The organism is Paenibacillus sp. PsM32 (assembly GCF_030433815.1).
Classification (GTDB): domain Bacteria; phylum Bacillota; class Bacilli; order Paenibacillales; family Paenibacillaceae; genus Saccharibacillus; species Saccharibacillus kyungheensis.
In genome coordinates, this window is the sequence record NZ_JARUWY010000005.1 from 290,118 (window position 1) to 312,375 (window position 22,258).

Annotated in this window: 21 protein-coding genes, 1 riboswitch and 1 other annotated feature; of the genes, 20 read left to right on the top strand and 1 reads right to left on the bottom strand. The window is 39.7% G+C overall.

Annotated features, from left to right (window positions below; all coding sequences use genetic code 11):
• Positions 1 to 12 precede the first annotated feature (12 nt).
• The 12 genes from QCD85_RS12820 to QCD85_RS12875 all read left to right on the top strand — a co-directional run bounded on the left by QCD85_RS12820 (position 13) and on the right by QCD85_RS12875 (position 10,023).
• Positions 13 to 540, top strand: a complete 528-nt coding sequence (locus QCD85_RS12820; RefSeq protein ID WP_273613152.1) for a YqeG family HAD IIIA-type phosphatase — start codon at positions 13 to 15, stop codon at positions 538 to 540.
• Positions 537 to 1,664 carry a ribosome biogenesis GTPase YqeH gene (gene yqeH / locus QCD85_RS12825; protein ID WP_301262854.1) on the top strand — a complete coding sequence of 376 codons (1,128 nt, stop codon included), beginning with the start codon at positions 537 to 539 and terminating at the stop codon, positions 1,662 to 1,664. The genes QCD85_RS12820 and yqeH overlap by 4 nt, the downstream gene beginning before the upstream one ends.
• 36 nt (positions 1,665 to 1,700) lie before the next feature.
• Complete coding sequence (aroE, locus tag QCD85_RS12830) at positions 1,701 to 2,576, top strand: shikimate dehydrogenase (protein WP_301262855.1); 876 nt, start codon at positions 1,701 to 1,703, stop codon at positions 2,574 to 2,576.
• A gap of 18 nt (positions 2,577 to 2,594) precedes the next feature.
• On the top strand, positions 2,595 to 2,891 hold the full coding sequence (yhbY, locus tag QCD85_RS12835) for a ribosome assembly RNA-binding protein YhbY (RefSeq protein ID WP_069329869.1): 297 nt from the start codon (positions 2,595 to 2,597) through the stop codon (positions 2,889 to 2,891).
• 43 nt (positions 2,892 to 2,934) lie between these two features.
• On the top strand, positions 2,935 to 3,528 hold the full coding sequence (nadD, locus tag QCD85_RS12840; RefSeq protein ID WP_273613149.1) for a nicotinate-nucleotide adenylyltransferase: 594 nt from the start codon (positions 2,935 to 2,937) through the stop codon (positions 3,526 to 3,528).
• Positions 3,509 to 4,093 carry a bis(5'-nucleosyl)-tetraphosphatase (symmetrical) YqeK gene (yqeK, locus tag QCD85_RS12845; protein ID WP_273613148.1) on the top strand — a complete coding sequence of 195 codons (585 nt, stop codon included), beginning with the start codon at positions 3,509 to 3,511 and terminating at the stop codon, positions 4,091 to 4,093. Before nadD ends, yqeK begins: the two co-directional genes overlap by 20 nt.
• Complete coding sequence (gene rsfS / locus QCD85_RS12850; protein WP_069329867.1) at positions 4,093 to 4,440, top strand: ribosome silencing factor; 348 nt, start codon at positions 4,093 to 4,095, stop codon at positions 4,438 to 4,440. The genes yqeK and rsfS overlap by 1 nt, the downstream gene beginning before the upstream one ends.
• Positions 4,437 to 5,360, top strand: coding sequence for a CvfB family protein (locus QCD85_RS12855; RefSeq protein WP_274172212.1), 924 nt, complete (start codon positions 4,437 to 4,439; stop codon positions 5,358 to 5,360). Before rsfS ends, QCD85_RS12855 begins: the two co-directional genes overlap by 4 nt.
• A gap of 50 nt (positions 5,361 to 5,410) precedes the next feature.
• Positions 5,411 to 6,205 (top strand): class I SAM-dependent DNA methyltransferase, encoded by a 795-nt coding sequence (locus tag QCD85_RS12860; RefSeq protein WP_273613146.1) that lies wholly within the window; start codon positions 5,411 to 5,413, stop codon positions 6,203 to 6,205.
• Positions 6,206 to 6,299: 94 nt separating this feature from the next.
• Positions 6,300 to 7,397 carry a GGDEF domain-containing protein gene (locus QCD85_RS12865; protein ID WP_301262856.1) on the top strand — a complete coding sequence of 366 codons (1,098 nt, stop codon included), beginning with the start codon at positions 6,300 to 6,302 and terminating at the stop codon, positions 7,395 to 7,397.
• A 70-nt stretch (positions 7,398 to 7,467) separates the two neighbouring features.
• Positions 7,468 to 8,904, top strand: a complete 1,437-nt coding sequence (locus QCD85_RS12870; RefSeq protein WP_301262857.1) for a glycoside hydrolase family 1 protein — start codon at positions 7,468 to 7,470, stop codon at positions 8,902 to 8,904.
• 141 nt (positions 8,905 to 9,045) lie between these two features.
• Positions 9,046 to 10,023 (top strand): LacI family DNA-binding transcriptional regulator, encoded by a 978-nt coding sequence (locus QCD85_RS12875; RefSeq protein WP_301262858.1) that lies wholly within the window; start codon positions 9,046 to 9,048, stop codon positions 10,021 to 10,023.
• 26 nt (positions 10,024 to 10,049) lie between these two features.
• Here QCD85_RS12875 and QCD85_RS12880 read toward each other — a convergent pair whose 3' ends face one another.
• Entirely contained in the window at positions 10,050 to 12,101 is a 2,052-nt protein-coding gene (locus QCD85_RS12880; protein WP_301262859.1) for a molybdopterin oxidoreductase family protein, read from the bottom strand.
• Positions 12,102 to 12,326: 225 nt separating this feature from the next.
• Positions 12,327 to 12,418, top strand: a riboswitch (SAM riboswitch).
• Positions 12,419 to 12,662: 244 nt separating this feature from the next.
• Here QCD85_RS12880 and QCD85_RS12885 point away from each other — a divergent pair.
• The 8 genes from QCD85_RS12885 to QCD85_RS12920 all read left to right on the top strand — a co-directional run bounded on the left by QCD85_RS12885 (position 12,663) and on the right by QCD85_RS12920 (position 22,106).
• A complete protein-coding gene (locus tag QCD85_RS12885; protein WP_301262860.1) occupies positions 12,663 to 13,691 on the top strand; it encodes a 2-hydroxyacid dehydrogenase in 1,029 nt (342 codons plus the stop codon).
• Positions 13,663 to 15,150: an FGGY-family carbohydrate kinase gene (locus QCD85_RS12890; RefSeq protein ID WP_301262861.1), complete on the top strand. Its 1,488-nt coding sequence runs from the start codon at positions 13,663 to 13,665 to the stop codon at positions 15,148 to 15,150. The genes QCD85_RS12885 and QCD85_RS12890 overlap by 29 nt, the downstream gene beginning before the upstream one ends.
• 42 nt (positions 15,151 to 15,192) lie before the next feature.
• Entirely contained in the window at positions 15,193 to 16,452 is a 1,260-nt protein-coding gene (locus tag QCD85_RS12895; RefSeq protein WP_301262862.1) for an MFS transporter, read from the top strand.
• A gap of 111 nt (positions 16,453 to 16,563) precedes the next feature.
• Positions 16,564 to 17,412 carry an endonuclease/exonuclease/phosphatase family protein gene (locus QCD85_RS12900; RefSeq protein ID WP_301262863.1) on the top strand — a complete coding sequence of 283 codons (849 nt, stop codon included), beginning with the start codon at positions 16,564 to 16,566 and terminating at the stop codon, positions 17,410 to 17,412.
• 7 nt (positions 17,413 to 17,419) lie between these two features.
• Positions 17,420 to 17,884, top strand: a complete 465-nt coding sequence (locus tag QCD85_RS12905; protein ID WP_301262864.1) for a hypothetical protein — start codon at positions 17,420 to 17,422, stop codon at positions 17,882 to 17,884.
• A gap of 91 nt (positions 17,885 to 17,975) precedes the next feature.
• Positions 17,976 to 18,258, top strand: a binding site (T-box leader).
• A 116-nt stretch (positions 18,259 to 18,374) separates the two neighbouring features.
• The gene (gene leuS / locus QCD85_RS12910; protein WP_301262865.1) at positions 18,375 to 20,816 is read left to right on the top strand and encodes a leucine--tRNA ligase; all 2,442 of its coding nucleotides are present in this window, start codon (positions 18,375 to 18,377) and stop codon (positions 20,814 to 20,816) included.
• A 141-nt stretch (positions 20,817 to 20,957) separates the two neighbouring features.
• Positions 20,958 to 21,581 carry a ComEA family DNA-binding protein gene (locus QCD85_RS12915; RefSeq protein ID WP_301262866.1) on the top strand — a complete coding sequence of 208 codons (624 nt, stop codon included), beginning with the start codon at positions 20,958 to 20,960 and terminating at the stop codon, positions 21,579 to 21,581.
• A gap of 21 nt (positions 21,582 to 21,602) precedes the next feature.
• The gene (locus QCD85_RS12920; RefSeq protein WP_273613136.1) at positions 21,603 to 22,106 is read left to right on the top strand and encodes a deoxycytidylate deaminase; all 504 of its coding nucleotides are present in this window, start codon (positions 21,603 to 21,605) and stop codon (positions 22,104 to 22,106) included.
• Positions 22,107 to 22,258 lie beyond the last annotated feature (152 nt).

Here is a 22,258-nt window from a genome sequence, read left to right on the forward strand (position 1 = left end):
GGTGAATAAAGCTTGTTTGAGATGCTCGTACCCAAGTTGCGCGTGAATACTGTATTTGATATTGATCTAGAAGCAATGTATGCCAAAGGTTATCGTGGAATCATTACAGATTTAGACAACACACTCGTTGGTGCCAAAGCGCCAAATGCGACACCGGAATTGATTGAATGGTTTGCTAAAGTAAAAAAATACGGCTTCGAGCTGATTATTGTCTCGAATAACAATATGAGCAGGGTATCCTTATTTGCTACACCACTGGATATCAAATTTGTGCATGCGGCACGCAAGCCGTCCAATGCACCATTTCGCAAAGCAATGACGCTGATGAAATGGAGCGAAGAACAGACTATTGTTATCGGTGACCAATTGTTAACAGATGTATATGGTGGCAACAGACTCGGTTTATTTACGATTCTAGTATTGCCTATCGCTGCTGCTGATGAAGGTTGGAGAACCAAAGTTAACCGTAAGGTCGAACGGTTTGCCAGAAAACGACTGCGTAGAAAAGGACTATGGTCCGAGGAGGAAAACAATAAATGACAGAACAAAGCGGTCTTACCGCTGGTGCGAAATGTAGTGGATGCGGTATTACACTACAGATGGACGCGCCTGAATTACCAGGATACTTACCAGCACAAGCACTAGAAAGAACACCTCTAGTCTGCCAGCGCTGTTTCCGTATCCGCAATTATAATGAATCGTCGACAGTAACGGTAGATCAGAGCGAATTCTTGCGATTGCTCAGTGAAGTGGGCACAAAAGATGCACTGGTAATCCATATTGTCGACTTGTTCGATTTTCAGGGTAGCGTTATTTCAGGATTGCAACGTTTTGTAGGCAATAATCCTGTGATTTTAGCTGTGAACAAAATTGATTTGTTGCCGAAAGTCACCAATTGGAACAAATTGCGTAATTGGGTACAAAAAGAAGCGAAAGAAATCGGACTCAAAACCGAAGAAATCATTCTTTGTAGTGCCAAGCAAAACACCGGATTTGAGCGTATTCTTGAAGTTGTAGGTGAGATGCGTGGAAATCGTGATGTGTATGTAGTTGGAGCGACCAATGTAGGGAAATCTACACTGATCAACCGTCTAATCTCGGATTATAGCGATCTGGAAGAAGAACTAACCACTTCTCGTTATCCGGGTACAACGTTAGATACGGTGAATATTCCTTTAGATGATGGACATTTTATTATTGATACACCGGGAATAGTATATGAATCTCGTTATACGGAACTCGTAACCAAGCAGGATTTGGCTGCGATTATGCCAGACAAACCGCTTAAACCAATGGTATACCAATTAAATGAAGGTCAGACACTCTTTTTCGGAGCGATGGCACGATTTGATTACCTTGAAGGTGGTCGTCAATCATTTACTTGTTTTATTAATAACGGTCTCAAAATTCATCGTACCAAATTGGAACGTGCAGATGACTTATTTGCAGATCATGCAGGAGTAATGCTTGCACCTCCAACCAAAGAACATTTAGCAGACTTGCCAGAATGGACACGTCATGAATTCCGTGTTCCTCGCGGCTCACAATACGATCTATTTATTTCAGGCTTGGGTTGGATCAAAGTGAACGGCAATACAGGCGCATTAGCTGCTATTCATTTACCTAAAGGTGTCAAAGTAATGATGCGTCCATCATTGATTTAATGTAAGCCTATCTTAATTCACAGGAGGAACTATACAATGACAGACCGGAAAACAAATTTATCTCATCATACGCTTTTGTTAGGTGTTATGGGAGATCCTATCGGGCATTCCAAATCACCAGCTATGCATAATATTGCGTTGGAAGCATCAGGGATTCCGGGGATGTATGTTCCTTTACATGTGAAGCCAGAGCATCTTGCTGAAGCTGTAGCAGGTACCAAAGCGCTAGGCTTTAGCGGATTCAATGTCACGATTCCTCATAAAGTCGAAATGATGAAATTGATGGATGAACTGGATGAGTCAGCGATATGCTGTGGCGCTGTTAATACAGTGGTTATCAAAGATGGCAAATTAAAAGGATATAACACCGATGGTATCGGTTATGTCCGATCTCTAAAAGAAGAATTAAATAGTGAGTTATCGGGTAAACATATTACGATTCTAGGTGCAGGTGGTGCTGCGCGTGGAGTAGTATATGCTTTGTTGCGAGAAGAACCAGCAAGTGTAACGATTATTAATCGTACAGTAGATAAAGCTGAACAACTAGCTCAAGAGTTCAGTCATGATACTTTACAAGTACAAAGTGGTAGCTACGATACACTCGATAAAGTTCTTCCGCAGACCGATATACTTATTAATACAACCTCGATCGGTATGTCACCGAATAGTGATGAGACACCACTAGAACAGCGTCAAATTCCAGAAGGAATTGTCGTTAGCGATCTGATCTATAATCCGTTAGAAACGCGTTTGTTGCGTGAAGCTAAAAGTCGTGGTTGTACGGTAGTTGGTGGATTAGGTATGTTTGTTTATCAAGGAGCTTATGCTTATGAGTATTGGACAGGGGAACCTGCGCCTATATCTGTGATGCGTAGTGCTTTACTAGAAGCGATGAATCATCAAAAAGAATAGGTATTGAAGGAGAAATATATGTTAACAGGAAAACAAAAACGCTTTTTGCGTTCACAAGCTCATCATTTGGATGCGATTTTTCAAATCGGTAAAGGCGGTATGAATGACGGGATTGTTCGTCATGTACTGGATGCGATTGAAACGCGCGAATTGATGAAAATTTCAGTATTAAACAACTGTCTGGAAGAACCAAAAGATTTGGCAGAAGAATTAGCAAAAAGTACTAAATCCGAGTTGGTTCAAGTGATTGGGCGTACAATCATTTTGTACAAAGAATCCAAAGACCACAAACAAATTGAATTACCAAAAGCGTAATTGATCTTATTTTTATTATAAAATCGTATTCGGTGGTGTATTCATGAAAGTCGGTATTATGGGTGGAACATTCGATCCTGTGCATATCGGTCATATGTTAGCAGCAGAAGCAGCGCTTCAAGGTTGTACGTTAGATGAAGTCTGGTTTATGCCATCACATATTCCGCCGCATAAGCACGAAGCGGGAGCTGGAGGAGACGAACGTCTTCAGATGGTGGAGCTTGCAGTAGGAACGAATCCTGCTTTTCGTACATTGGATATAGAGCTTGTCCGCGGAGGCGTATCCTACACAATTGATACGATTCGCGAATTACGAGCAAGGTATACAGAGCATGAATTCTTTTTTATTATCGGTGCAGATATGGTGAACTTTTTAACACAATGGCATGGGATTGAAGAACTGGCGCAGGTGCTTACATTTATCGGTGTAGGTCGTCCGGGTTCGGTCATTCGTAAAGAAGATTTACCGGATTATTTGCAGGAAAAAGTAGTGCTGGTGAATATGCCACAAGTTGATATTTCGTCTACAGATATCCGTGAACGTCTAGCAGCAGGAAAATCTGTTCGTTATATGGTACATGATCTAGTGAATGAATATATACAAAGGAGCGGTATCTATGAACCTGACACGCGATGAGTTGAAGGCATCTGTATCCGCTCAAATGCCACAAAAACGCTGGAAGCATACCGAAGGTGTGATGCAATCAGCAATTGTACTTGCTAAGCGATATGGCGCTGATCCGGTCAAAGCAGAGATTGCTGCCATTTTGCATGATGTAGCGAAATATTGGAGTACTGAACGTCAAGAACAAGTATTACGCGAACAAGCGTTAAATGATGAACTATTATTGTATGACAAGCCGTTATGGCATGCTGAAGTGGGAGCATATACGGCACAGACAGAATACGGTGTAGACGATGAAGAAATATTGAATGCGATTCGTTATCATACCTCTGGACGTGTTGGTATGACTGTGTTGGAGAAAGTAATTTGTTTGGCTGATTATATAGAACCTGGACGTGATTTTCCAGGAGTAGATCATATTCGCAGTCTAGCTGAGCATAGTCTTGAAGCTGGATTAGTAGCTGGATTTGATTCGACGATTCATTTATTGCTGGCTAGACGACAAGTTATTTTTCCGTTAACGGTTTTATCTCGCAACGATTTGGTCAAACAGCTAGAACTCGAGGGGGAACTTTAATGAAATTGAATCCTGAACAATTATTGCAACTTGCTGTAGAAGCAGCTGAAAGTAAAAAAGCAAGCAATCTGGTAGCACTAGATCTACGTGGTGTATCCATGATCGCTGATTATTTTGTAATCTGTCATGGTAACTCGGATACACAAGTACAAGCGATTGCAAGTGAAATCCGTAAAGTAATGCATGATGCCAAAGCAGAAATCCGTGGTATGGAAGGCGTGAATGCAGCTCGTTGGGTACTGATGGATCTTGGCGATGTCGTCGTGCATATTTTCCATCGTGATGAGCGTGAATACTATAATATCGAGCGTCTGTGGTCAGATGCTAAAGTGATGGAGAACGTATGAGTTTTGAATCCGGTACAGTATTAACGCTTGAATTGGTGCGTGAAGTATCGCCGTATGGTTTTTTTCTATCCGATGGAGAAAACGATGTATTGCTTCATTACAGTGAAATCACCAAAAAAATCAAAATAGGCGATCATATCGAAGTCTTTATTTTCCATGATACCGAAGACCGTCTAGCAGCAACGATGAAAAAGCCATTTTTGACACTAGGTGGAATGGCGAAGCTAACTGTAGCTGATCTACATCCACGTCTAGGAGCTTTTCTTGAAATGGGACTAGGTCGTCAGTTGTTATTACCTCTGAGCGAAATGCCTGAACTCAAAGAACTTCGTCCGCAAGTAGGCGATGAAGTCTATGTGATGATGGAGCATGATCGTCAAGGTCGTCTACGTGCCAAATTAGCAGGTGAACTTGAATTTATGGAGCATACTTTTCACGCTCCTGAATCATGGGTGAATCTGTGGTTAGATGCACAAGTCTATCGTCCGTTACAAATGGGAACATTTGTAATTGTAGAAGGTGGCGTGCTTGGATTTGGAGCATTGGGTATGATTCATCAGAGCGAGCGCAGTCGTATGCTTCGTCTCGGTGAAAAAGTCAATGTACGTGTAACACAAGTTCGCGAAGATGGACGTGTGAATCTATCGATGATTCCTCGTAAAGAAGTGGGCCGCGATCAAGATGCAGAGCGCTTACTTGCTTTCTTACAAGAACGTCCTGATGGAGCTATGCCGTATTCAGATACCACTACACCTGATATTATCAAACAACGATTTGGCATTAGTAAATCTGCGTTCAAGCGTGCACTTGGTAAATTGATGCGCGAAGGTATTGTAGAGCAGAAAGAAAACTGGACGATGCTAGTTAAGCCAGCAGATTCTTCTGAACCATCTTCATCTGAAGAAGAAAAGCAATCCTAAAGACTAGCCGTTAGTAGTATGAATTGATCATTCTGTAATCGATATTGCAGATGTACGGAAGGACGGTTAGCGTATTGTCGTACCGGAAATTTGCTTATGTATATGATGAATTAATGGCAGATATGCCTTACCCGGATTGGCTACGCTTTGTGCGTGAAGTCTGGGATAAATATGGTATGCCTCGTACAGTGGCAGAACTTGGATGTGGAACCGGTAGTATTACGATTCCGCTTGTGAATGCAGGTTTCCAGGTGACAGGAATAGATCTATCATCAGATATGTTATCTGTAGCGAAAGACAAGCTAGAATCGACTCCACAAGGACATCGCCTTTTTCAAAACGGTAGTGTGAACTGGGTGTGTCAAAATATGACGCACTGGATGTTGCCTGAACCGGTCGATAGCGTAATTTCGTTTTGCGATTGTTTGAACTATTTAACAGAACCCGAGTATATCGTTGATACGTTTCAATCGACATACAAAGGGCTCAAATCAGGCGGTACATTTGTTTTTGATGTCCACCATCCGCGGACATTACGCCGTTATGATGAAGAGCAACCCTTTATGTTAGATGAGCGTTCTGTTTCGTATTTATGGACATGTGAATATGATCAAGTTCGTACCGAGATTGAGCATCATTTGACGATTTTTGCCCGTACAGGTGAAGAGCGTCATGCGCTGTATGAACGTTTTGAAGAAACTCATGTTCAACGTTCTTATGATCCAGAATGGTTGAAAACAGAATTAATCAAAGCCGGTTTTCGAGATGTGCATTGTTATGCTGATTTTGAATGGGTAGAAGCTGGTGAAGATGCTGCTAGATTATTCTTTGTAGCGATTAAATAATATGATATGATTTAATAGAAGCTCCCAGTATAGGGAGCTTTTTTTGATATAATAATCTATACTGCTTTGCAAATTCACAGATGAGGATTTTGAGATGCTGACTATTATTCAATCGCTTCTGAACAACCTTACATTTCTAACAACTACACTCTTTTTTGGTAATTTAATATTAAAATGGCTGAGTAAACGAATCAATATCCAGTCATTGTATATCAAATTGCTATCCGGTGTTATTGCGGGAATAATTGGAATTTTATTGACTAAATATTTCTCTTTTCGTTTGTCACCTATGATAGTACTGGATCTTCGTCAGGTGGCTATTATATTGTCGTTTTACTTTGGTGGAGCATTAAGTAGTTTAATCACGGCTGTGATTATTGGAGTGTATCGCTTATTTTTAATAGACCCTATCAATTTTAGTTCATTTATCGGATTTTTTAATGCGATCTTTACGTTTGTGATTACAGGATTATTTATGAGAAAAGGCAAAGAGCTGGCGTTATCTTACTGGCTACGCATGATGATCGGGATTTTGTGTGTATATGCTTTATCTGTGATTTCTGTACTAGGGGAACACTCCTTTTTTCCGATTATAGTCTTTGCAGCATTTTATATTCCCGGGGTATTGTTTGTTTATTATTTACTTCGTTATATGAAACGTACTGATGATGCATTGTTATTAATGCGTGAAGCAGCCAATCTTGATTTTTTGACAGGGCTTCATAATCCGCGTGCATTTGAAAAAATGTTTGAACAAAAAACGATAAATTTGATGCATTATCCACAACCTTTTGGTTTGCTCCTTTTAGATATTGATCATTTCAAGCATGTTAATGATACGTATGGACATTTAAATGGAGATACGGTATTGATTCAAATAGCTCAATTGTTAAAAGAGGCTATGCGTTCTAATGATCACTGTGCTCGTAAAGGCGGAGAAGAATTTGCTGCGATCTTAAATGACTGTGGAATCGAAAAAACGTTAAAAATAGCAGAATCGATTCGTAAAAAGATCGAAGCTCATGATTTTCAATTAGAAGATGGACAAATGATTCATATTACGATATCGATCGGTGTGAGTTGTTATCCGCAGGATCAGCCTGAAAACATGTTTGAACAAGCAGATCAAGCATTGTATATAGCCAAGTCGGCTGGACGGAATCAGGTACAATTAGCTAAGCCACTATCATAAACAGTGCTTGATCTGAAATGCATTTCATACTTTATCATAAAAGCATCATTAGCTTGAAGGAGGAGTACAAATGCATCACGAACAGAAAAAAGCGTTCCCGACTGATTTTCTATGGGGATCAGCTTCGGCGGCATATCAAGTAGAAGGTGCTTGGAACGAAGATGGTAAAGGACCTTCGATGTGGGATTCATTTACTAAAATCCCGGGCAAAACATTCAAAGGTACCAATGGAGATGTAGCTGTAGATCATTATCATCGTTACAAAGAAGATATTGCTCTAATGGCGCAACAAGGTCTTAAAGCATACCGCTTTTCGATTAGCTGGCCACGTATTTATCCACAGGGTAAAGGTGAAGTCAATGAAGCAGGCTTGATCTTTTATGATCAATTAATCGATGAATTGTTGGCTAATCAGATCGAGCCGGTATTAACGTTATACCACTGGGATGCTCCACAAGCGCTCGCAGATGAATACGGAGCTTGGGAATCCAGAGAAATGATCGAAGATTTCAATCAATATTGTATTACATTGTATAAACGGTATGGAGATCGAGTAAAATACTGGGTATCTCTTAATGAGCAAAATTACAATTCTAACCATGCGTTTATTACAGCGATGCATCCACCGGGTGTGCATGATCGCAAACGTTTTTATGAAGCCAATCATATTGCTTTTCTAGCTAATGCCAAAGCGATCGAATCTTTCCGTCACTATGTACCGAACGGTAAAATTGGCCCTAGCTTTGCTTATTCTCCTTCTTATCCGGCTAGTAGTCAGCCTCGTGATATGCTGGCGTATGAGAATGCCGAAGAATTTCAAAATAACTGGTGGCTGGATACGTATTGTCTGGGTCATTATCCACAGGTAGCACTTCGTTATCTGGAAGAGCACGGTCTGGCTCCCACATTTGAAAAAGGTGATATCGAATTATTAACTAAAGGGATTCCTGATTTTGTCGGTGTTAATTATTATCAGACGATTACGTATGAATTTAATCCGATTGATGGTGTAGCTGAAGGCAAAATGAATACTACCGGACAAAAAGGAAGTAATGAAGATACAGGACGACCAGGGCTATACAAAACAACGCCTAATACTCATTTAGAAACGTCAAATTGGGACTGGGCGATCGATCCAATCGGCTTGCGAATTGGTTTACGTCGTATTACGAGCCGTTATGGACTGCCTGTCTTTATTACTGAAAATGGATTAGGCGAATTCGATAAGCTAGAAGCTGATGGAAGTATCCAAGATGATTATCGCATCGATTATCTGCGTTCCCATTTGGAACAATGTCGTGAAGCGATTGCTGACGGTGTAGATCTAATTGGTTATTGCAGTTGGTCATTTACCGATTTATTAAGCTGGTTGAATGGCTATCAGAAACGTTATGGGTTCGTCTATATCAATCGTGACGAAGATAGCGAAAAAGATATGCGCCGTATTCCGAAGAAAAGCTATTACTGGTATCAGCAAGTAATTGAAAGTAACGGAGAACAGTTATAATTTAATAATGATATGTATAACAACCGCCTTGTCTTGGATAGAATGTTCAAGAAAACAGGCGGTTGTTTATCGTTGATCTTATTTTTGAGCTATGATAGAAGTAATTGTGTAAGATTTATGATGACAAGAAAGGAGTCACTTATGGTCAACATTAAGCAAATTGCCAAACAAGCAGGAGTTTCGGTGTCTACTGTATCTAGAGTACTCAATAATCATCCTTATGTTAGAGCAGATAAACGAGAACGGGTACAACAGGTCATCGAGCAAAATAGCTACACCCCTAATTCACAAGCTATTAATCTGATTCGTGGCAAAACCAAAACGGTTGGTTTGATTTTACCATTTAGTCATCATCCGTATTATCACGCCATTATTGCAGGTGTGATGGAAGAAGCTTATCAATATGGTTATCACGTATTGCTATGTCAGACTTCGTATAATCCAGAGCAAGAACGAGAATATCTACATATGCTCAGTACAAGACAGGTAGATGGAGTTATTGCATGTTCACGTGTATTACCATGGGCAGAATTACAATCATACAGTGATTCAGGGCCGATCGTTGTCTGCGAATATACAGAAGAATCCAATCTATCGGCTGTATATACCGATCATTATGGAGCTTTTTGTAGCGGGATTCAGTATTTATTAGATCGTGGGTATACTCGTATCGGTTATTGTATCGGTCGCAAAACAAGTGCAAGCAGTCAGGAGCGATTTCGTGCATACCAAAATACACTCCATGCCGCAGGGCTTGAAGTGTATCAGGAATGGATTTTTCCAGATTGTATCCATATGAGTGATGGTGAACAGATTGCCAAGCGGATTGCGACTATGGAGTCACCTCCGTCTGCGTTAATTGTAACAGGGGATGAAGCCGCCGCAGGTGTTATGTTAGGCGCACGTCAATATGGATTGCGTATTCCTGAGCAGTTAGCAATTATCGGGTATGATAACCAACCGATCTCTGCCGGATTACAACTCACTACAATCGATCAGAATTTACAAGAAATCGGCAGACAAGCGTTTTCTTTATTTTATGAACGTAGTCTTGATACTACTATCATGCCGGTCAAGCGACAGATTCCTTATACATTAATCGAACGCCATAGTGTGTGAAGTGAACGATTATTGGATAAAAGGAGTTAACTTGATTTTTTGATTACATCGACACGACCGGAGAAGAAGGTTGCACCGCCGCCCATATCAGCCAAGCGATCTGACGTGAGTGCATTGACTAGATGGGTAGCTTGCTGATTGTCAGTGTCTGCCCATAGCCCCTGGCTGACGACAACGCCGGGCAATACATGTTCACCTACAGTAGCAAGCAGTTCACAAGACCCTCGTTCATTCCAGACGGTTACCCAGTCGCCATCTTCAATACCAGCATTTTGTGCATCTATTGTATTCATAAATAGCTTCGGTGACTTTTCAAGACCGATATGTTTGGCATTGTTCGAAAAGGTTGAATTTAAAAAGTTATGATTAGGCCCCGGTACAAAAATATAAGGATGAGTGCCCTGCTCATGAAGTGGTGTATAGGTTGGTAGTGGGGGTAATCCATCACGCTCCATATCGGCTGAATATAGTTCGATTTTGCCACTTGGTGTAGGCAGACGATCCGGGAAAATATATTGTCGATCTGCTTTGACATATTGATGTTGGACTAATGAATCATACGTAATATTTTTCAGTGCCGGATTAGCAGGATGATCCAGTGCTTGCCGAATTAACTGCTCATCACTATCTTGTAATGCTTGATCTTCATAGCCCATGGCCTTAGCAAGCAAACGAAATACTTCGGTATTGGATTTGCTTTCACCATATGGAGCAACAACTGGTTGTTGAATCTGCATATAATGATGCCAGTACGAAGCATAGAAATCGGTATTTTCAAAAGCAGATGTTGCTGGCAAAACGATATCTGCATATTTAGCTGTTTCAGTTAAAAAGATATCGTGCACAACAGTAAACAAATCGTCTCGTGCTAATCCTTGTCTGACAAGCGTAGCTTCTGGAGTCACAACTGCTGGATTAGAATTGTACACATATAGCGATTGCACAGGTTCAGACTCCTCTAATAATACCCGTCCCAATTGATTCATATTAAAAGAACGAGTGTTGCGATTAGCCAATAAGTCTGGACGTTGTAGTGCATTTTCATTAAATGTTAGTTGGAACGTATTAGATTTAATAGCACCACCACCGCGTACTAACCATTGTCCTGTGATAGCAGGTAGGCAGGCAATCGTACGTACATTCATACCGCCATTATCATGATGTTGTAGACCATTTCCGATACGAATCAGAGCAGGGCTAGCATCGCCATACATACGAGCTAATTGATATAAATCATCGACAGGTACGCCTGTAATTGTGGATACAGTAGCAGGGTCATATTGCTTTACATGCTCACGCAATTGTTCGTGTCCTACTGTATATTGCTTCATAAAATCCTCATTCACTTTGTCTTCAGCAAATAAAATATGCATCATACCTAGAGCGAGTGCGCTATCTGTTCCTGGCAAAATTGGAATAAACCAATCCGCAGATCGTCCAGTTTGATTTTTGTGCACATCGATCACAATAACTTTAGCGCCTTTTTTGCGAGCTTGCTGCGCTAAAGTCACTTGATGCATATTAGTGCTAACTGCATTAATACCCCAGAAAATAAATAACTGTGTATCTACCGTATCTTCAGGATCGGTACCAATACTGCCACCCATTGTGTATTTATAACCTGCTGAACCAGCGGCTGTACAAATGGTGCGCTCTAAAAGACTTGCCCCCATCCGATGGAAAAAGCGGCGATCCATCCCTTCAGCAGATAGATTGCCCATATTGCCATAGAAGCTATACGGGAGAATACTTTCAGGGCCAGAAGTGGATATTAATGTTTTCCACTTGGAAGTAATTGTAGTAATTGCTTCTTCCCATGAAATAGGTTCAAAAAGACCTTCGCCTTTTGCTCCAATCCGCTTGAGTGGAGTAGTTAGACGCTTAGTATCATAGATGCGTTCTGTCATATTACGAACTTTGTTACAGATGTTCCCTTTGGTAACAGGATGATTAGGATCTCCAGCGATTTTGATAATTTTACCCTTTTCTTTATGAACAAGCAGTCCGCACTGATCAGGACAATCCAGTGAGCAGACTGAAGGAAATATTCCATCTTGTTGATCAACATAACTAGACATACATCATGCTCCTTTCGTAATACCCATACCTTAATAATGGCAGAAATAGACTTTGAATACGTTATAAACTATCATAAATCAAATTTTAGATTTAATGTTGACTTTTTTACTGGGTTTAATTAGAATAAAGAAAATTATTTCGAATTCGACAAATTTAGATGTTTTATACCTTATCGTGTCTGATATCGATTTGCAAGTTTTTTTCGACAACTACATACATTAGATTTTCTATCCAGAGAGGTGGAGGGACTGGCCCTACGAAACCTCGGCAAAAACGTGCCAATTCCAGCAAGCTTGAATCGCTTGGGAGATAGGAAAGCAGGATGAATTATTGCATTATTTTATTCGTATGATTTGAATATTATAATGAATAGATAGCGAACCTCTTTCCTTGATGTGGGAAAGAGGTTTTTTGTATATTGTCGTTGACTCAGTTGATTATATTGTCAAATGATGACGTTATTAGTAGCAAACCAAGAACTCTCTATATCAATTTACTTTCTTACTTTAAAGCTTCACTTAAATAACACTGCACCTAAGTGTACCAAAGGAGATTGAATAATGAAAATATTAATTACCGCCCCTTATCATGAGCAAGGTCGTCAACAACTAGCAGATACGTTTGGAGAAGTCATTTACCGTTGCTGGAAAGATCATGGGCAAGCTTATCAAGAAGATGAATTAATCTCTTTATTACAATCAACCGGAGCAGATGCCATTATTGCAGAATTAGATCAAATTACTGAAAAAGTGATTAAAGCTGTACCTCATTTGCAATTTATCGGTGTCTGTCGAGGAACTCCTTCTAATGTAGATGTACCTGTGGCTACAGATCGTCGTATTCCTGTTTTCTATACGCCAGCACGTAATGCACAAGCTGTAGCTGAAATGGTAGTCGGCAGTCTAATTACCTTTTTACGAAGTATTATTTCATCCAGCCAATGGTTAGAAGCAGGAGAATGGCAAAGTGGTAGCTTAACTGCTTATCTCAAGTTTAAAGGTAATGAACTGGCTGGCAAAACAGTCGGTATGGTTGGTTTTGGAGCTGTAGCCCAGCGTACAGCAGGCATACTACGGAGCTTCCCTTGTGATATTCGTTATTACGATCCCTATGTAACCAGCCCTGACCCGCGTGATCAAAAAGTATCGTTAGCCGAGTTATTTGCTACAAGCGATATTGTATCGATTCATTTACCTGTAACCGAAGATACCAAAGGATTAATCGGCACAGAATTATTGCAATCAATGAAAAAAGACGCCATTTTTGTGAATACTGCCCGTTCTGTAGTGGTAGATCATCATGCACTGGTTGAACAATTACAACAAAATCAAATCCGTGGAGCGATTATCGATGTGTTTGATCAAGAACCACCACTTCCTAAAGATTATGAACTGATTTCATTGCCAAATGTTTTAGCAATTCCACATTTAGCAGGTGCCACTTATGAAGTTGAAGATCATCATGTAGAAATTATGAATAGAGCACTCATAGAGTGGTTTGAGCATCATAACACCGCAGTGAAAGTGCTCTATAATAAAGCGATTTTGGAGGATATTAACGATGACACAACAAGCCTATCTAGTCTTTGATATCGGTACCGGTAATGCTCGTGTAGCTGTTGTCGATATCAACGGTAACGTATTGTCGATTGAGCGAGCTGATATTTTGTATCACAATGACAATCAATATCCAGATGCACGTCATTTTATACCGGAAGTATTGTGGGAACAGATTGCAGGGCTTGCTAAAGTAGCACTATCTAACGTTCCTGATATTCAGATTATTGCTGTCACTTCAACGAGCCAGCGTCAAGGTATTGTACTGATTGATGAAGCAGGTGAATCTTATTTAGGATTACCGAATATTGATAATCGGGGACGAGAGTGGGAAGAACACTATAGTGACCAAGCTTCTATTTATCCGATTACAGGCAGAACACCGTCTGCTTTATTTTCAGCAATGAAATTAGTCGGATTACGGGAGCGTCATCCTCAGCAGTATCAACGATTGAATCGTTTTACCAGTATTAGCGATTGGGTAACGTATGCGCTTAGTGGTGTGTTGAGTTACGAGCCGTCTCAAGCATGTGAGACTCTTCTCTATAATGTAGAGCATAGTGATTGGTCTACAGAAATGTGTCACACCTTTGGCATTGCACCAACAGTGTTACCTTCATTAATACCTTCAGGTAGCGTGCTCGGGACATTAACACCGGGTACAGCAGCAGAATTGAACTTGCCTGTAGATACACCTGTTATCGTAGGTGGCGGGGATACGCAATTGGCTATCCATAGTACAGGTGCAGGAGCAGAAGATATTGTTATTGTATCCGGTACAACTACACCTATCGCTAAGATTACAGATACATTTACAACAGATAAATCAGCACAAGCATGGATTAATGCGTATACAACACCACATCAATTTTTGATCGAAACGAATCCAGGTATCACCGGTCTGAACTATCAGAAATTGCAATCTATTTTCTATCCCAATGAAGGATACGCCATGATGGAGCAAGAGATGAATGAACTGGAAGAAAGTCAATGTGTAGCAGCATTAGGTTCTTATTTATCTTCTGCCAAAAATGCGCGTGTACGTGGCGGATTTCTATTCGATGCTCCGCTGTCAGATCAATTAAGCCGGGCTCATTTTGTCAGATCAGCATTACACGAGATTGCTTTTTCTATCAAAGTGAATTTCGATCAATTGGCACAGGTGGTCTTGCTGGATCGTCCGTATATTTGGGCATGTGGAGGAGGACTACAGAGCCGTACACTTATTCAAAGTATTGCTGATCTATTAGGTAAAGAAATCCGTATCCGAACAGGATTTGAACATGCTTCGATTGTAGGAGCAGCTTATATCTGTAATGAAGCTTTGGATATACAGTCTACTCAGACAGAACAGATCACTACATTTCAACCACAATCTTCTGAGGCATTGCAAAAAGATTACCAACAATGGCATAAGGCACAGCTCTTTTTTGCACAATTACAATTAGCGGAGTCTGCGACAACGACTTCTTCATCTGAAAGTAGTATTTGAGAACAGTAGCTTACCAGTAAAGTTGAAAAAGGAGTGTATGTCATGAACGTATTAGATCGTATAGGGATTCCCAAAACATTAGTATGGGGATATCTCGGAGTATTGATTTTTATGATGGGAGATGGATTAGAAGCAGGTTGGTTAAGCCCTTATCTGGTAGAACGAGGGCTTAGTGTGCAGGATGCCAGTCTTTTATTTACGGTATATGGTATTACGTTGGCGATTGCGTCATGGTTTTCTGGCGTATTTTTAGAAGCATTTGGAGCCAAAAAATCAATGTTGATTGGATTTATCGCTTATGTGATCGGTACATCTGCTTTTATCGCTTTTGGTATAACCGATCTGAATTATCCTATTATGTTATTAACGTATGCTGTTAAAGGATTTGGGTATCCATTGTTTGCTTATTCTTTTTTAACATGGGTAACTTATCGTAGTCCTGAGCACAAATTAAGTACAGCAATTGGCTGGTTCTGGGTAGCCTACTCAGGCGGGATGTTTGTATTAGGTGCATATTATTCTAGTTATGCGATCAAAAATCTAGGATATATGCAGACGTTATGGAGTGCTGTTGTGCTTGCTGGAATTGGTGCTATTTTTGCTCTGTTGATCAATCGTGACCGTTTACCCAAAAAAGCAGGCAACGCTCGTGAAACGTTGCGCGAATTGGGTAAAGGATTAACGATTGTCAAAACCCATCCCAAAGTTGGATTGAGCGGTATTGTACGGGTTATTAATAGTGTAGGTTCTTACGGATTCCCTGTATTTTTACCATTACATATGGCACAATACGGAATCGCAACAGGTACATGGCTGAACATCTGGGGAACGATCTTTTTAGGAAATATCGTATTTAATCTATTATTCGGTATTATTGGTGATAAATTTGGCTGGAGACAGACCGTCATGTGGTTCGGTGGAGTAGGTTGTGGTATTTTCACATTATTATTGTTCTATGTCCCTGAATGGACAAACGGTAACTTGTGGATCACCACGATTGTTGGATTTATCTGGGGTGGATTGCTAGCGGGATATGTTCCTATTGCAGCACTTGCTCCATCAGTAGCAGGAGGCAACAAAGGCCCTGCGATGTCTATCGTCAATCTAGGTGCTGGTTTATCCGCTTTTATTGCTCCTGCTATCGCATTTGCTTTTATCGGTGTGATCGGTGCAGAAGGAGTGGTATGGGTATTCGCGATTCTTTACTTTATCAGCGCGATTATTACCAAGTTTATTACAACTCCAGAAGAAGATGCTGCTAAAGTAGCCGGTAAACGTAAAGTAGAAGAGAATATTGCGTAATCATTAATCTAAAAAAATATGCAAATCTAAGCTCATAGTTGTCAATAGACAAACTATGAGCTTTTTAATATACTTAAATAAGATATAATTAAATACTTAAATGAGTGTATAATGATTTTATTACAATACTTAAAAAAAGTGGTGATACATATTAATTTTTTATTTTGGAACTTAAAAAAGAATTCAAAATCAATTTATTGCCTAAAAGATATATTAGCTGAAAACGGAATAGATGTTTTTATTTTAAGTGAAGTAAGCACTAGAGATTTAATATGGATAAACCAAAATTTGCTCGATTATAAACCAACATTACAATTGCCAAAAAATAGAACATTTTTGTTTTATAAAAATCATTATTTAATTAAAAAAGTAAAGGATAGCCATTACTATTCTTTTTTTGAAATCTTGAATACTTCTTTTGAAAAAGTCTTGTTAGTAACTGTTCATTTTCCAAGTCGATTATGGAAAAGAGAAAAAGAAATTGGATATCAAGCACAAATCACCAAACGTGATATCGTAAAGTTTGAAACAGAATATAGATATAAGCATACTTTGGTTGTAGGTGATTTTAATTTGAATCCTTTCTCAGAAGAAATAGTATCTACAGAAGGATTTCACGCTGTAATGAGTAAAGAAATTGCAAAAAAAGAGGATAGAATAGTAGATTTCGTAAAGCATCGTTACTTTTTTAATCCAATGTGGTTTTTGCATGGTAATATAAATAACGAAGTTATGGGAAGTTATTATTATCATAAAAACTCGATAAGCTATGTATGGAATTTATTTGATCAAGTATTGATTCGTCCATCTTTAATTGATTATTTTGATTTTGAATATTTAAATATTATATCTAGTGTAACTGGACACTCTTTACTTAATAAGCAGGGACAACCTGACTCTAAAGTATATTCAGATCATTTACCAATAAAATTCAGAATCAAATTTGATGAGAAGGAGTGATATTATTATGAATGAAGATTTTTGGGGATTCAAAGATTTAATTGATGAAAGTACAAATAATATATTTTTAGGTATTCTGCAACAACAAAAAGAAGTTTTTACAGAAAAAACAAAAGGTATTCTTCAAATTGAAATCTTGAATAAAAAAATAGATATTCAACGTAGAGATGGTTTTAAATTAACAACAGAATTTAATATTGTGGCACCATATTTAGACAATTACTCATATACTTTATTTACTGTGTACTCTAAACCTGAAAAAAATTATCCTATCGCTATTGATACACAAATTACTTTAGACAAACATGTAATTGAAAATAAAAGTTGGTATGAAGATTTTGCGTATGAATGTAAAGATGACGAACAATTTATAATGATATTAGAAAAAATATTAAGTTCTACAGAGACTACACAAATTGTTCAAAATTTATATACAAAAAGTAAAGTAGAATGGAATGATGAGTCAGAGTAAGCCTATATGCAAGACAGACAATGAATTTCTTTAATCATTGACTTTCCAGGGCGAATTTTTTAAAATAGAGCTATTGTTATATTTTATAATACAATGCTCAGTGAAAAGGAATAGTAATATTAGTAAGCATGTAATGATAGAGAGTCGACGGGTGGTGCAAGTCGATATGATGCTGATATGAACTCGCCTTGGAGATATGTGGCAAGAATATTGGAATACGCTGTTATTTTTATCAGTACATAGTCAGCGTAGTTATCCTATTTCTGAACGACATCGGCTTCCTACCGTTATCAGGCAACTAAGTGAGTGGATAGCAAAGTATGCTTGTTCACTAACTAGGGTGGTACCGCGAGACACAACCTCTCGTCCCTAGCGATATTATGCGCTATGGATGAGAGGTTTTTTTGTCGCATATGAGCAGTAAGCTATGAATGAAATACAGGTATACGACAGACACACACGATCGTTAAGATCGAAGGAGGACACATTGATGACAGATTCAAAAACAACTCAACCTGGTTATCATCCACAGCAGATCGAACCGAAGTGGCAAGGATATTGGGATCAACACAAAACATTCAAAACACAAGAAGAACCAGGTAAACCGAAATTTTATGCATTGGATATGTTCCCTTATCCATCTGGAGCAGGTCTGCATGTAGGGCATCCTGAAGGATATACAGCTACAGATATCGTGTCTCGCTACAAGCGTATGCGTGGTTTTAATGTACTTCATCCGATGGGATGGGATGCGTTTGGTCTACCAGCAGAACAATATGCAATGGATACAGGCGAACACCCACGTGATATTACATTCAAAAATATCGATAATTTCCGCCGTCAAATTAAATCATTAGGATTTTCTTATGATTGGGATCGTGAGATCAGCACAACTGACCCACAGTATTACAAATGGACACAATGGATCTTTATCCAATTGTATAACAAAGGGCTTGCTTATGTAGATGAAGTCGCTGTGAACTGGTGCGAAGCATTAGGAACAGTACTTGCGAATGAAGAAGTTATTGATGGCAAAAGTGAACGTGGAGGACATCCAGTTGTCCGCAAACCGATGCGTCAATGGGTACTACGTATTACAGAATACGCAGAGCGTCTTTTGGACGATTTGGAAGAATTGGATTGGACCGAAAGTATCAAAGATATGCAGCGTAACTGGATCGGCAAATCTGTCGGTGCAGAAGTGCACTTTGATATTGAAGGAACCGATAAAAATCTAACCGTATTTACAACGCGTGCAGATACTTTATTTGGTGCAACATATTGCGTATTGGCTCCTGAACACGAGTTAGTCGATGTGATTACAACACCTGAGCAAAAAGAGGCTGTCAAAGCGTATCAAGATCAAGCAACACATAAGAGTGATCTAGAACGTACAGATTTAGCAAAAGACAAAACAGGCGTATTTACAGGTGCTTATGCAATTAATCCAGCAAGTGGCGAGAAATTACCAATCTGGATCGCTGATTATGTACTTGCAGGTTACGGTACAGGCGCTATTATGGCGGTTCCTGCACATGATGCTCGTGACTGGGAATTTGCTAAAAAATTCGATTTGGAAATTAAAGAAGTAGTAGCTGGAGGCAGTGTACAAGAAGAAGTGTATACAGGCGAAGGCGAACATGTGAATTCTGATTTCTTAAATGGATTAAATACAACAGATGCGATTGCCAAAATGATTGCATGGCTTGAGGAAAATGGTAAAGGGCAAGGTAAAGTTACGTATCGTTTACGCGATTGGTTGTTTAGCCGTCAACGGTACTGGGGAGAGCCTATTCCTATTTTGCATTTAGAAGATGGTACGATGAAGACTGTTCCTGAATCGGAATTACCTTTATTGCTTCCTGATATCGATCAGATCAAACCTTCGGGCACAGGAGAATCACCACTGGCTAATATTACTGACTGGGTAGAAACGATCGATCCAGAAACAGGGATGAAAGCACGTCGTGAAACAAACACGATGCCACAGTGGGCAGGTAGTTGCTGGTATTACTTGCGTTATATCGATCCACATAATGATGATGCTTTGTGTTCACCAGAGAAGCAAAAAGAATGGTTACCTGTCGATCTATATATCGGTGGAGTAGAACATGCTGTACTTCACTTATTGTATGCTCGTTTCTGGCATAAAGTGCTATACGATATCGGTGTAGTCGATACCAAAGAACCTTTCCACAAGCTTGTCAATCAAGGAATGATTCTAGGTAATAACAATGAGAAAATGAGTAAATCTCGTGGTAATGTTATTAATCCAGATGATATCGTTAGCGAATATGGTGCAGATACACTACGTCTATACGAAATGTTTATGGGACCACTGGAAGCAACGAAGCCTTGGAATGAAAATGGTGTAGAAGGCATGTATCGCTTCTTATCTCGTGTATGGCGTCTATTTATTACAGATGAAGGACAATTGAATGCCAAAATCACAGACGGTGAAGGCGATGAAGCATTCAAACGTACAGCTCACAAAACGATCAAAAAAGTAACAGAAGACTTAGACGGACTTCGTTTCAATACAGCGATTAGTCAGTTGATGATCTTTGTGAATGATGCTTACAAAACAGACGTATTGCCACGTGATCTAATGGAGAAATTCGTACAATTGTTATCTCCTCTTGCTCCACATATTGCAGAAGAACTATGGGCTCGTCTGGGTCACGAAGGAAGTATTACGTATGTAGAATGGCCTACATTTGATGAGCAATGGACAACTGAATCTGAAGTAGAAATTGTTATTCAAGTGAATGGTAAAATTGTACAACGTAACAAAATTGCTAAAGATCTGGATGCCAAAGCGATGGAAGAATCTGCACTATCCTTAGAAGCAGTTCAACAAGCGATTGAAGGCAAAACAGTTCGTAAAGTAATTGCTGTACCGGGCAAATTAGTTAATATTGTTGCTAACTAATCACTGACCGATTGATATAGCTAATATATGTATTGTTTGATCTGAACGTACAAAAGTAACATCGTTTAACCTCCTATGCGATGGGAGTCTATTACCGGGATTCCGGTAATGTACTGGAATCCCGACGGCAGAGGTGTCATTATGAGACGGGATATCATGTGGACAGCGGTAGTCTCCGCGGTGCTTGGAACAGGATTGATTGTGTTTGGAACTTTACAATCCAGCGATCAAGAAACCAAATGGACAGCTTTACATGAACAAGCACAAGCTTCACTTGTAGAAGATCAGGTAGTAACGACAACACCAAGTTCGACTTTGGATGAATCTACATCCAAAGCAACAACAGATCAGACAGATCGCTCCAAAGGTGAAACGTCATCGGCAACAGATTCTCCCAAAGAGAAGGTAGCCGAGGTAGCCAAAGCCAAAGATACGGTCGTTACTGAAACGGCTTCTACAAGTCAGCAACCATCGATCAAGACTCCGATCGCAACATCAGAGTCTACAAGTTCAACATCATCGAATACCGAGACTGTTGCTACAAATCCAGCACCATCAGCCCGCACACAGGATGGCAAGATTAGTATTAACCATGCGAGTCTGTCTGAACTAACTGAATTGCCGGGTATTGGAGAAAAGAAAGCACAAGCGATTATTGATTATCGCAATACGCATGGCGCTTTTCGCAGTGTGAATGAACTGGATAATGTAAAAGGAATCGGTAGCAAAATGTTAGCCAAGATGTTGCCTTATGTACAGCTTTAGGGGATGTAAGGGGGAGTAAGAGTGGTACGTAAAGATTGGGATACGTATTTTATGGATATTGCTCATATGGTCTCGACACGTTCACGATGTCCACGTCGCCATGTTGGTTCAGTACTGGTACAAGGCAAGAAGTTACTCGGTACTGCTTATAATGGAGCACCGATGGGTGTACCTGACTGTTCTGAAGATGGTTGTATGATCTCAGAAGAAGTAGAACTGGTCAAAGTAGATGGTGTGGAAACAATGGTCAAAAAGCAACGTTGTATCCGTACGATTCATGCTGAACAGAATTTGCTCCTTTTTACCGATCGGGCTGACCGCGAAGGTTCGGTCGTATATGTTACCGATGAGCCTTGTTGGACATGTGCAAATATGTTAGCCAATAGTGGTATTGTTGAGATTGTGTATTATCGTCCTTATCCTAAAGATACACGCAAAGTTACAGCTATGATGCAGCAAAAAGGTATTATTTTCCGTCAGTTGGATCATTACAATCCACCACCTGACACCACAGTAATCAGCTAATCTCATACGATTCATCTGCCCTCATCGCAAAGTAGGGAACGATATATGGAAGAACCATTATCTTGTAAGTACACAACATCTGTAGAAGATGGACGTGGCTTAGTAAGGTAATGGTTCTTTTTTTGTGTAGAGGGCAAGATGGATATAGAGCA

Bases quoted from the DNA above. Each gene is read 5' to 3' on its own strand.
- yqeH (WP_301262854.1), top strand. From the start codon at position 537: ATGACAGAACAAAGCGGTCTTACCGCTGGTGCGAAATGTAGTGGATGC.
- aroE (WP_301262855.1), top strand. From the start codon at position 1,701: ATGACAGACCGGAAAACAAATTTATCTCATCATACGCTTTTGTTAGGT.
- yhbY (WP_069329869.1), top strand. From the start codon at position 2,595: ATGTTAACAGGAAAACAAAAACGCTTTTTGCGTTCACAAGCTCATCAT.
- nadD (WP_273613149.1), top strand. From the start codon at position 2,935: ATGAAAGTCGGTATTATGGGTGGAACATTCGATCCTGTGCATATCGGT.
- yqeK (WP_273613148.1), top strand. From the start codon at position 3,509: ATGAACCTGACACGCGATGAGTTGAAGGCATCTGTATCCGCTCAAATG.
- rsfS (WP_069329867.1), top strand. From the start codon at position 4,093: ATGAAATTGAATCCTGAACAATTATTGCAACTTGCTGTAGAAGCAGCT.
- QCD85_RS12855 (WP_274172212.1), top strand. From the start codon at position 4,437: ATGAGTTTTGAATCCGGTACAGTATTAACGCTTGAATTGGTGCGTGAA.
- QCD85_RS12860 (WP_273613146.1), top strand. From the start codon at position 5,411: ATGTACGGAAGGACGGTTAGCGTATTGTCGTACCGGAAATTTGCTTAT.
- QCD85_RS12865 (WP_301262856.1), top strand. From the start codon at position 6,300: ATGCTGACTATTATTCAATCGCTTCTGAACAACCTTACATTTCTAACA.
- QCD85_RS12870 (WP_301262857.1), top strand. From the start codon at position 7,468: ATGCATCACGAACAGAAAAAAGCGTTCCCGACTGATTTTCTATGGGGA.
- QCD85_RS12875 (WP_301262858.1), top strand. From the start codon at position 9,046: ATGGTCAACATTAAGCAAATTGCCAAACAAGCAGGAGTTTCGGTGTCT.
- QCD85_RS12880 (WP_301262859.1), bottom strand. From the start codon at position 12,101: ATGTCTAGTTATGTTGATCAACAAGATGGAATATTTCCTTCAGTCTGC.
- QCD85_RS12885 (WP_301262860.1), top strand. From the start codon at position 12,663: ATGAAAATATTAATTACCGCCCCTTATCATGAGCAAGGTCGTCAACAA.
- QCD85_RS12890 (WP_301262861.1), top strand. From the start codon at position 13,663: ATGACACAACAAGCCTATCTAGTCTTTGATATCGGTACCGGTAATGCT.
- QCD85_RS12895 (WP_301262862.1), top strand. From the start codon at position 15,193: ATGAACGTATTAGATCGTATAGGGATTCCCAAAACATTAGTATGGGGA.
- QCD85_RS12900 (WP_301262863.1), top strand. From the start codon at position 16,564: ATGATTTTATTACAATACTTAAAAAAAGTGGTGATACATATTAATTTT.
- QCD85_RS12905 (WP_301262864.1), top strand. From the start codon at position 17,420: ATGAATGAAGATTTTTGGGGATTCAAAGATTTAATTGATGAAAGTACA.
- leuS (WP_301262865.1), top strand. From the start codon at position 18,375: ATGACAGATTCAAAAACAACTCAACCTGGTTATCATCCACAGCAGATC.
- QCD85_RS12915 (WP_301262866.1), top strand. From the start codon at position 20,958: ATGAGACGGGATATCATGTGGACAGCGGTAGTCTCCGCGGTGCTTGGA.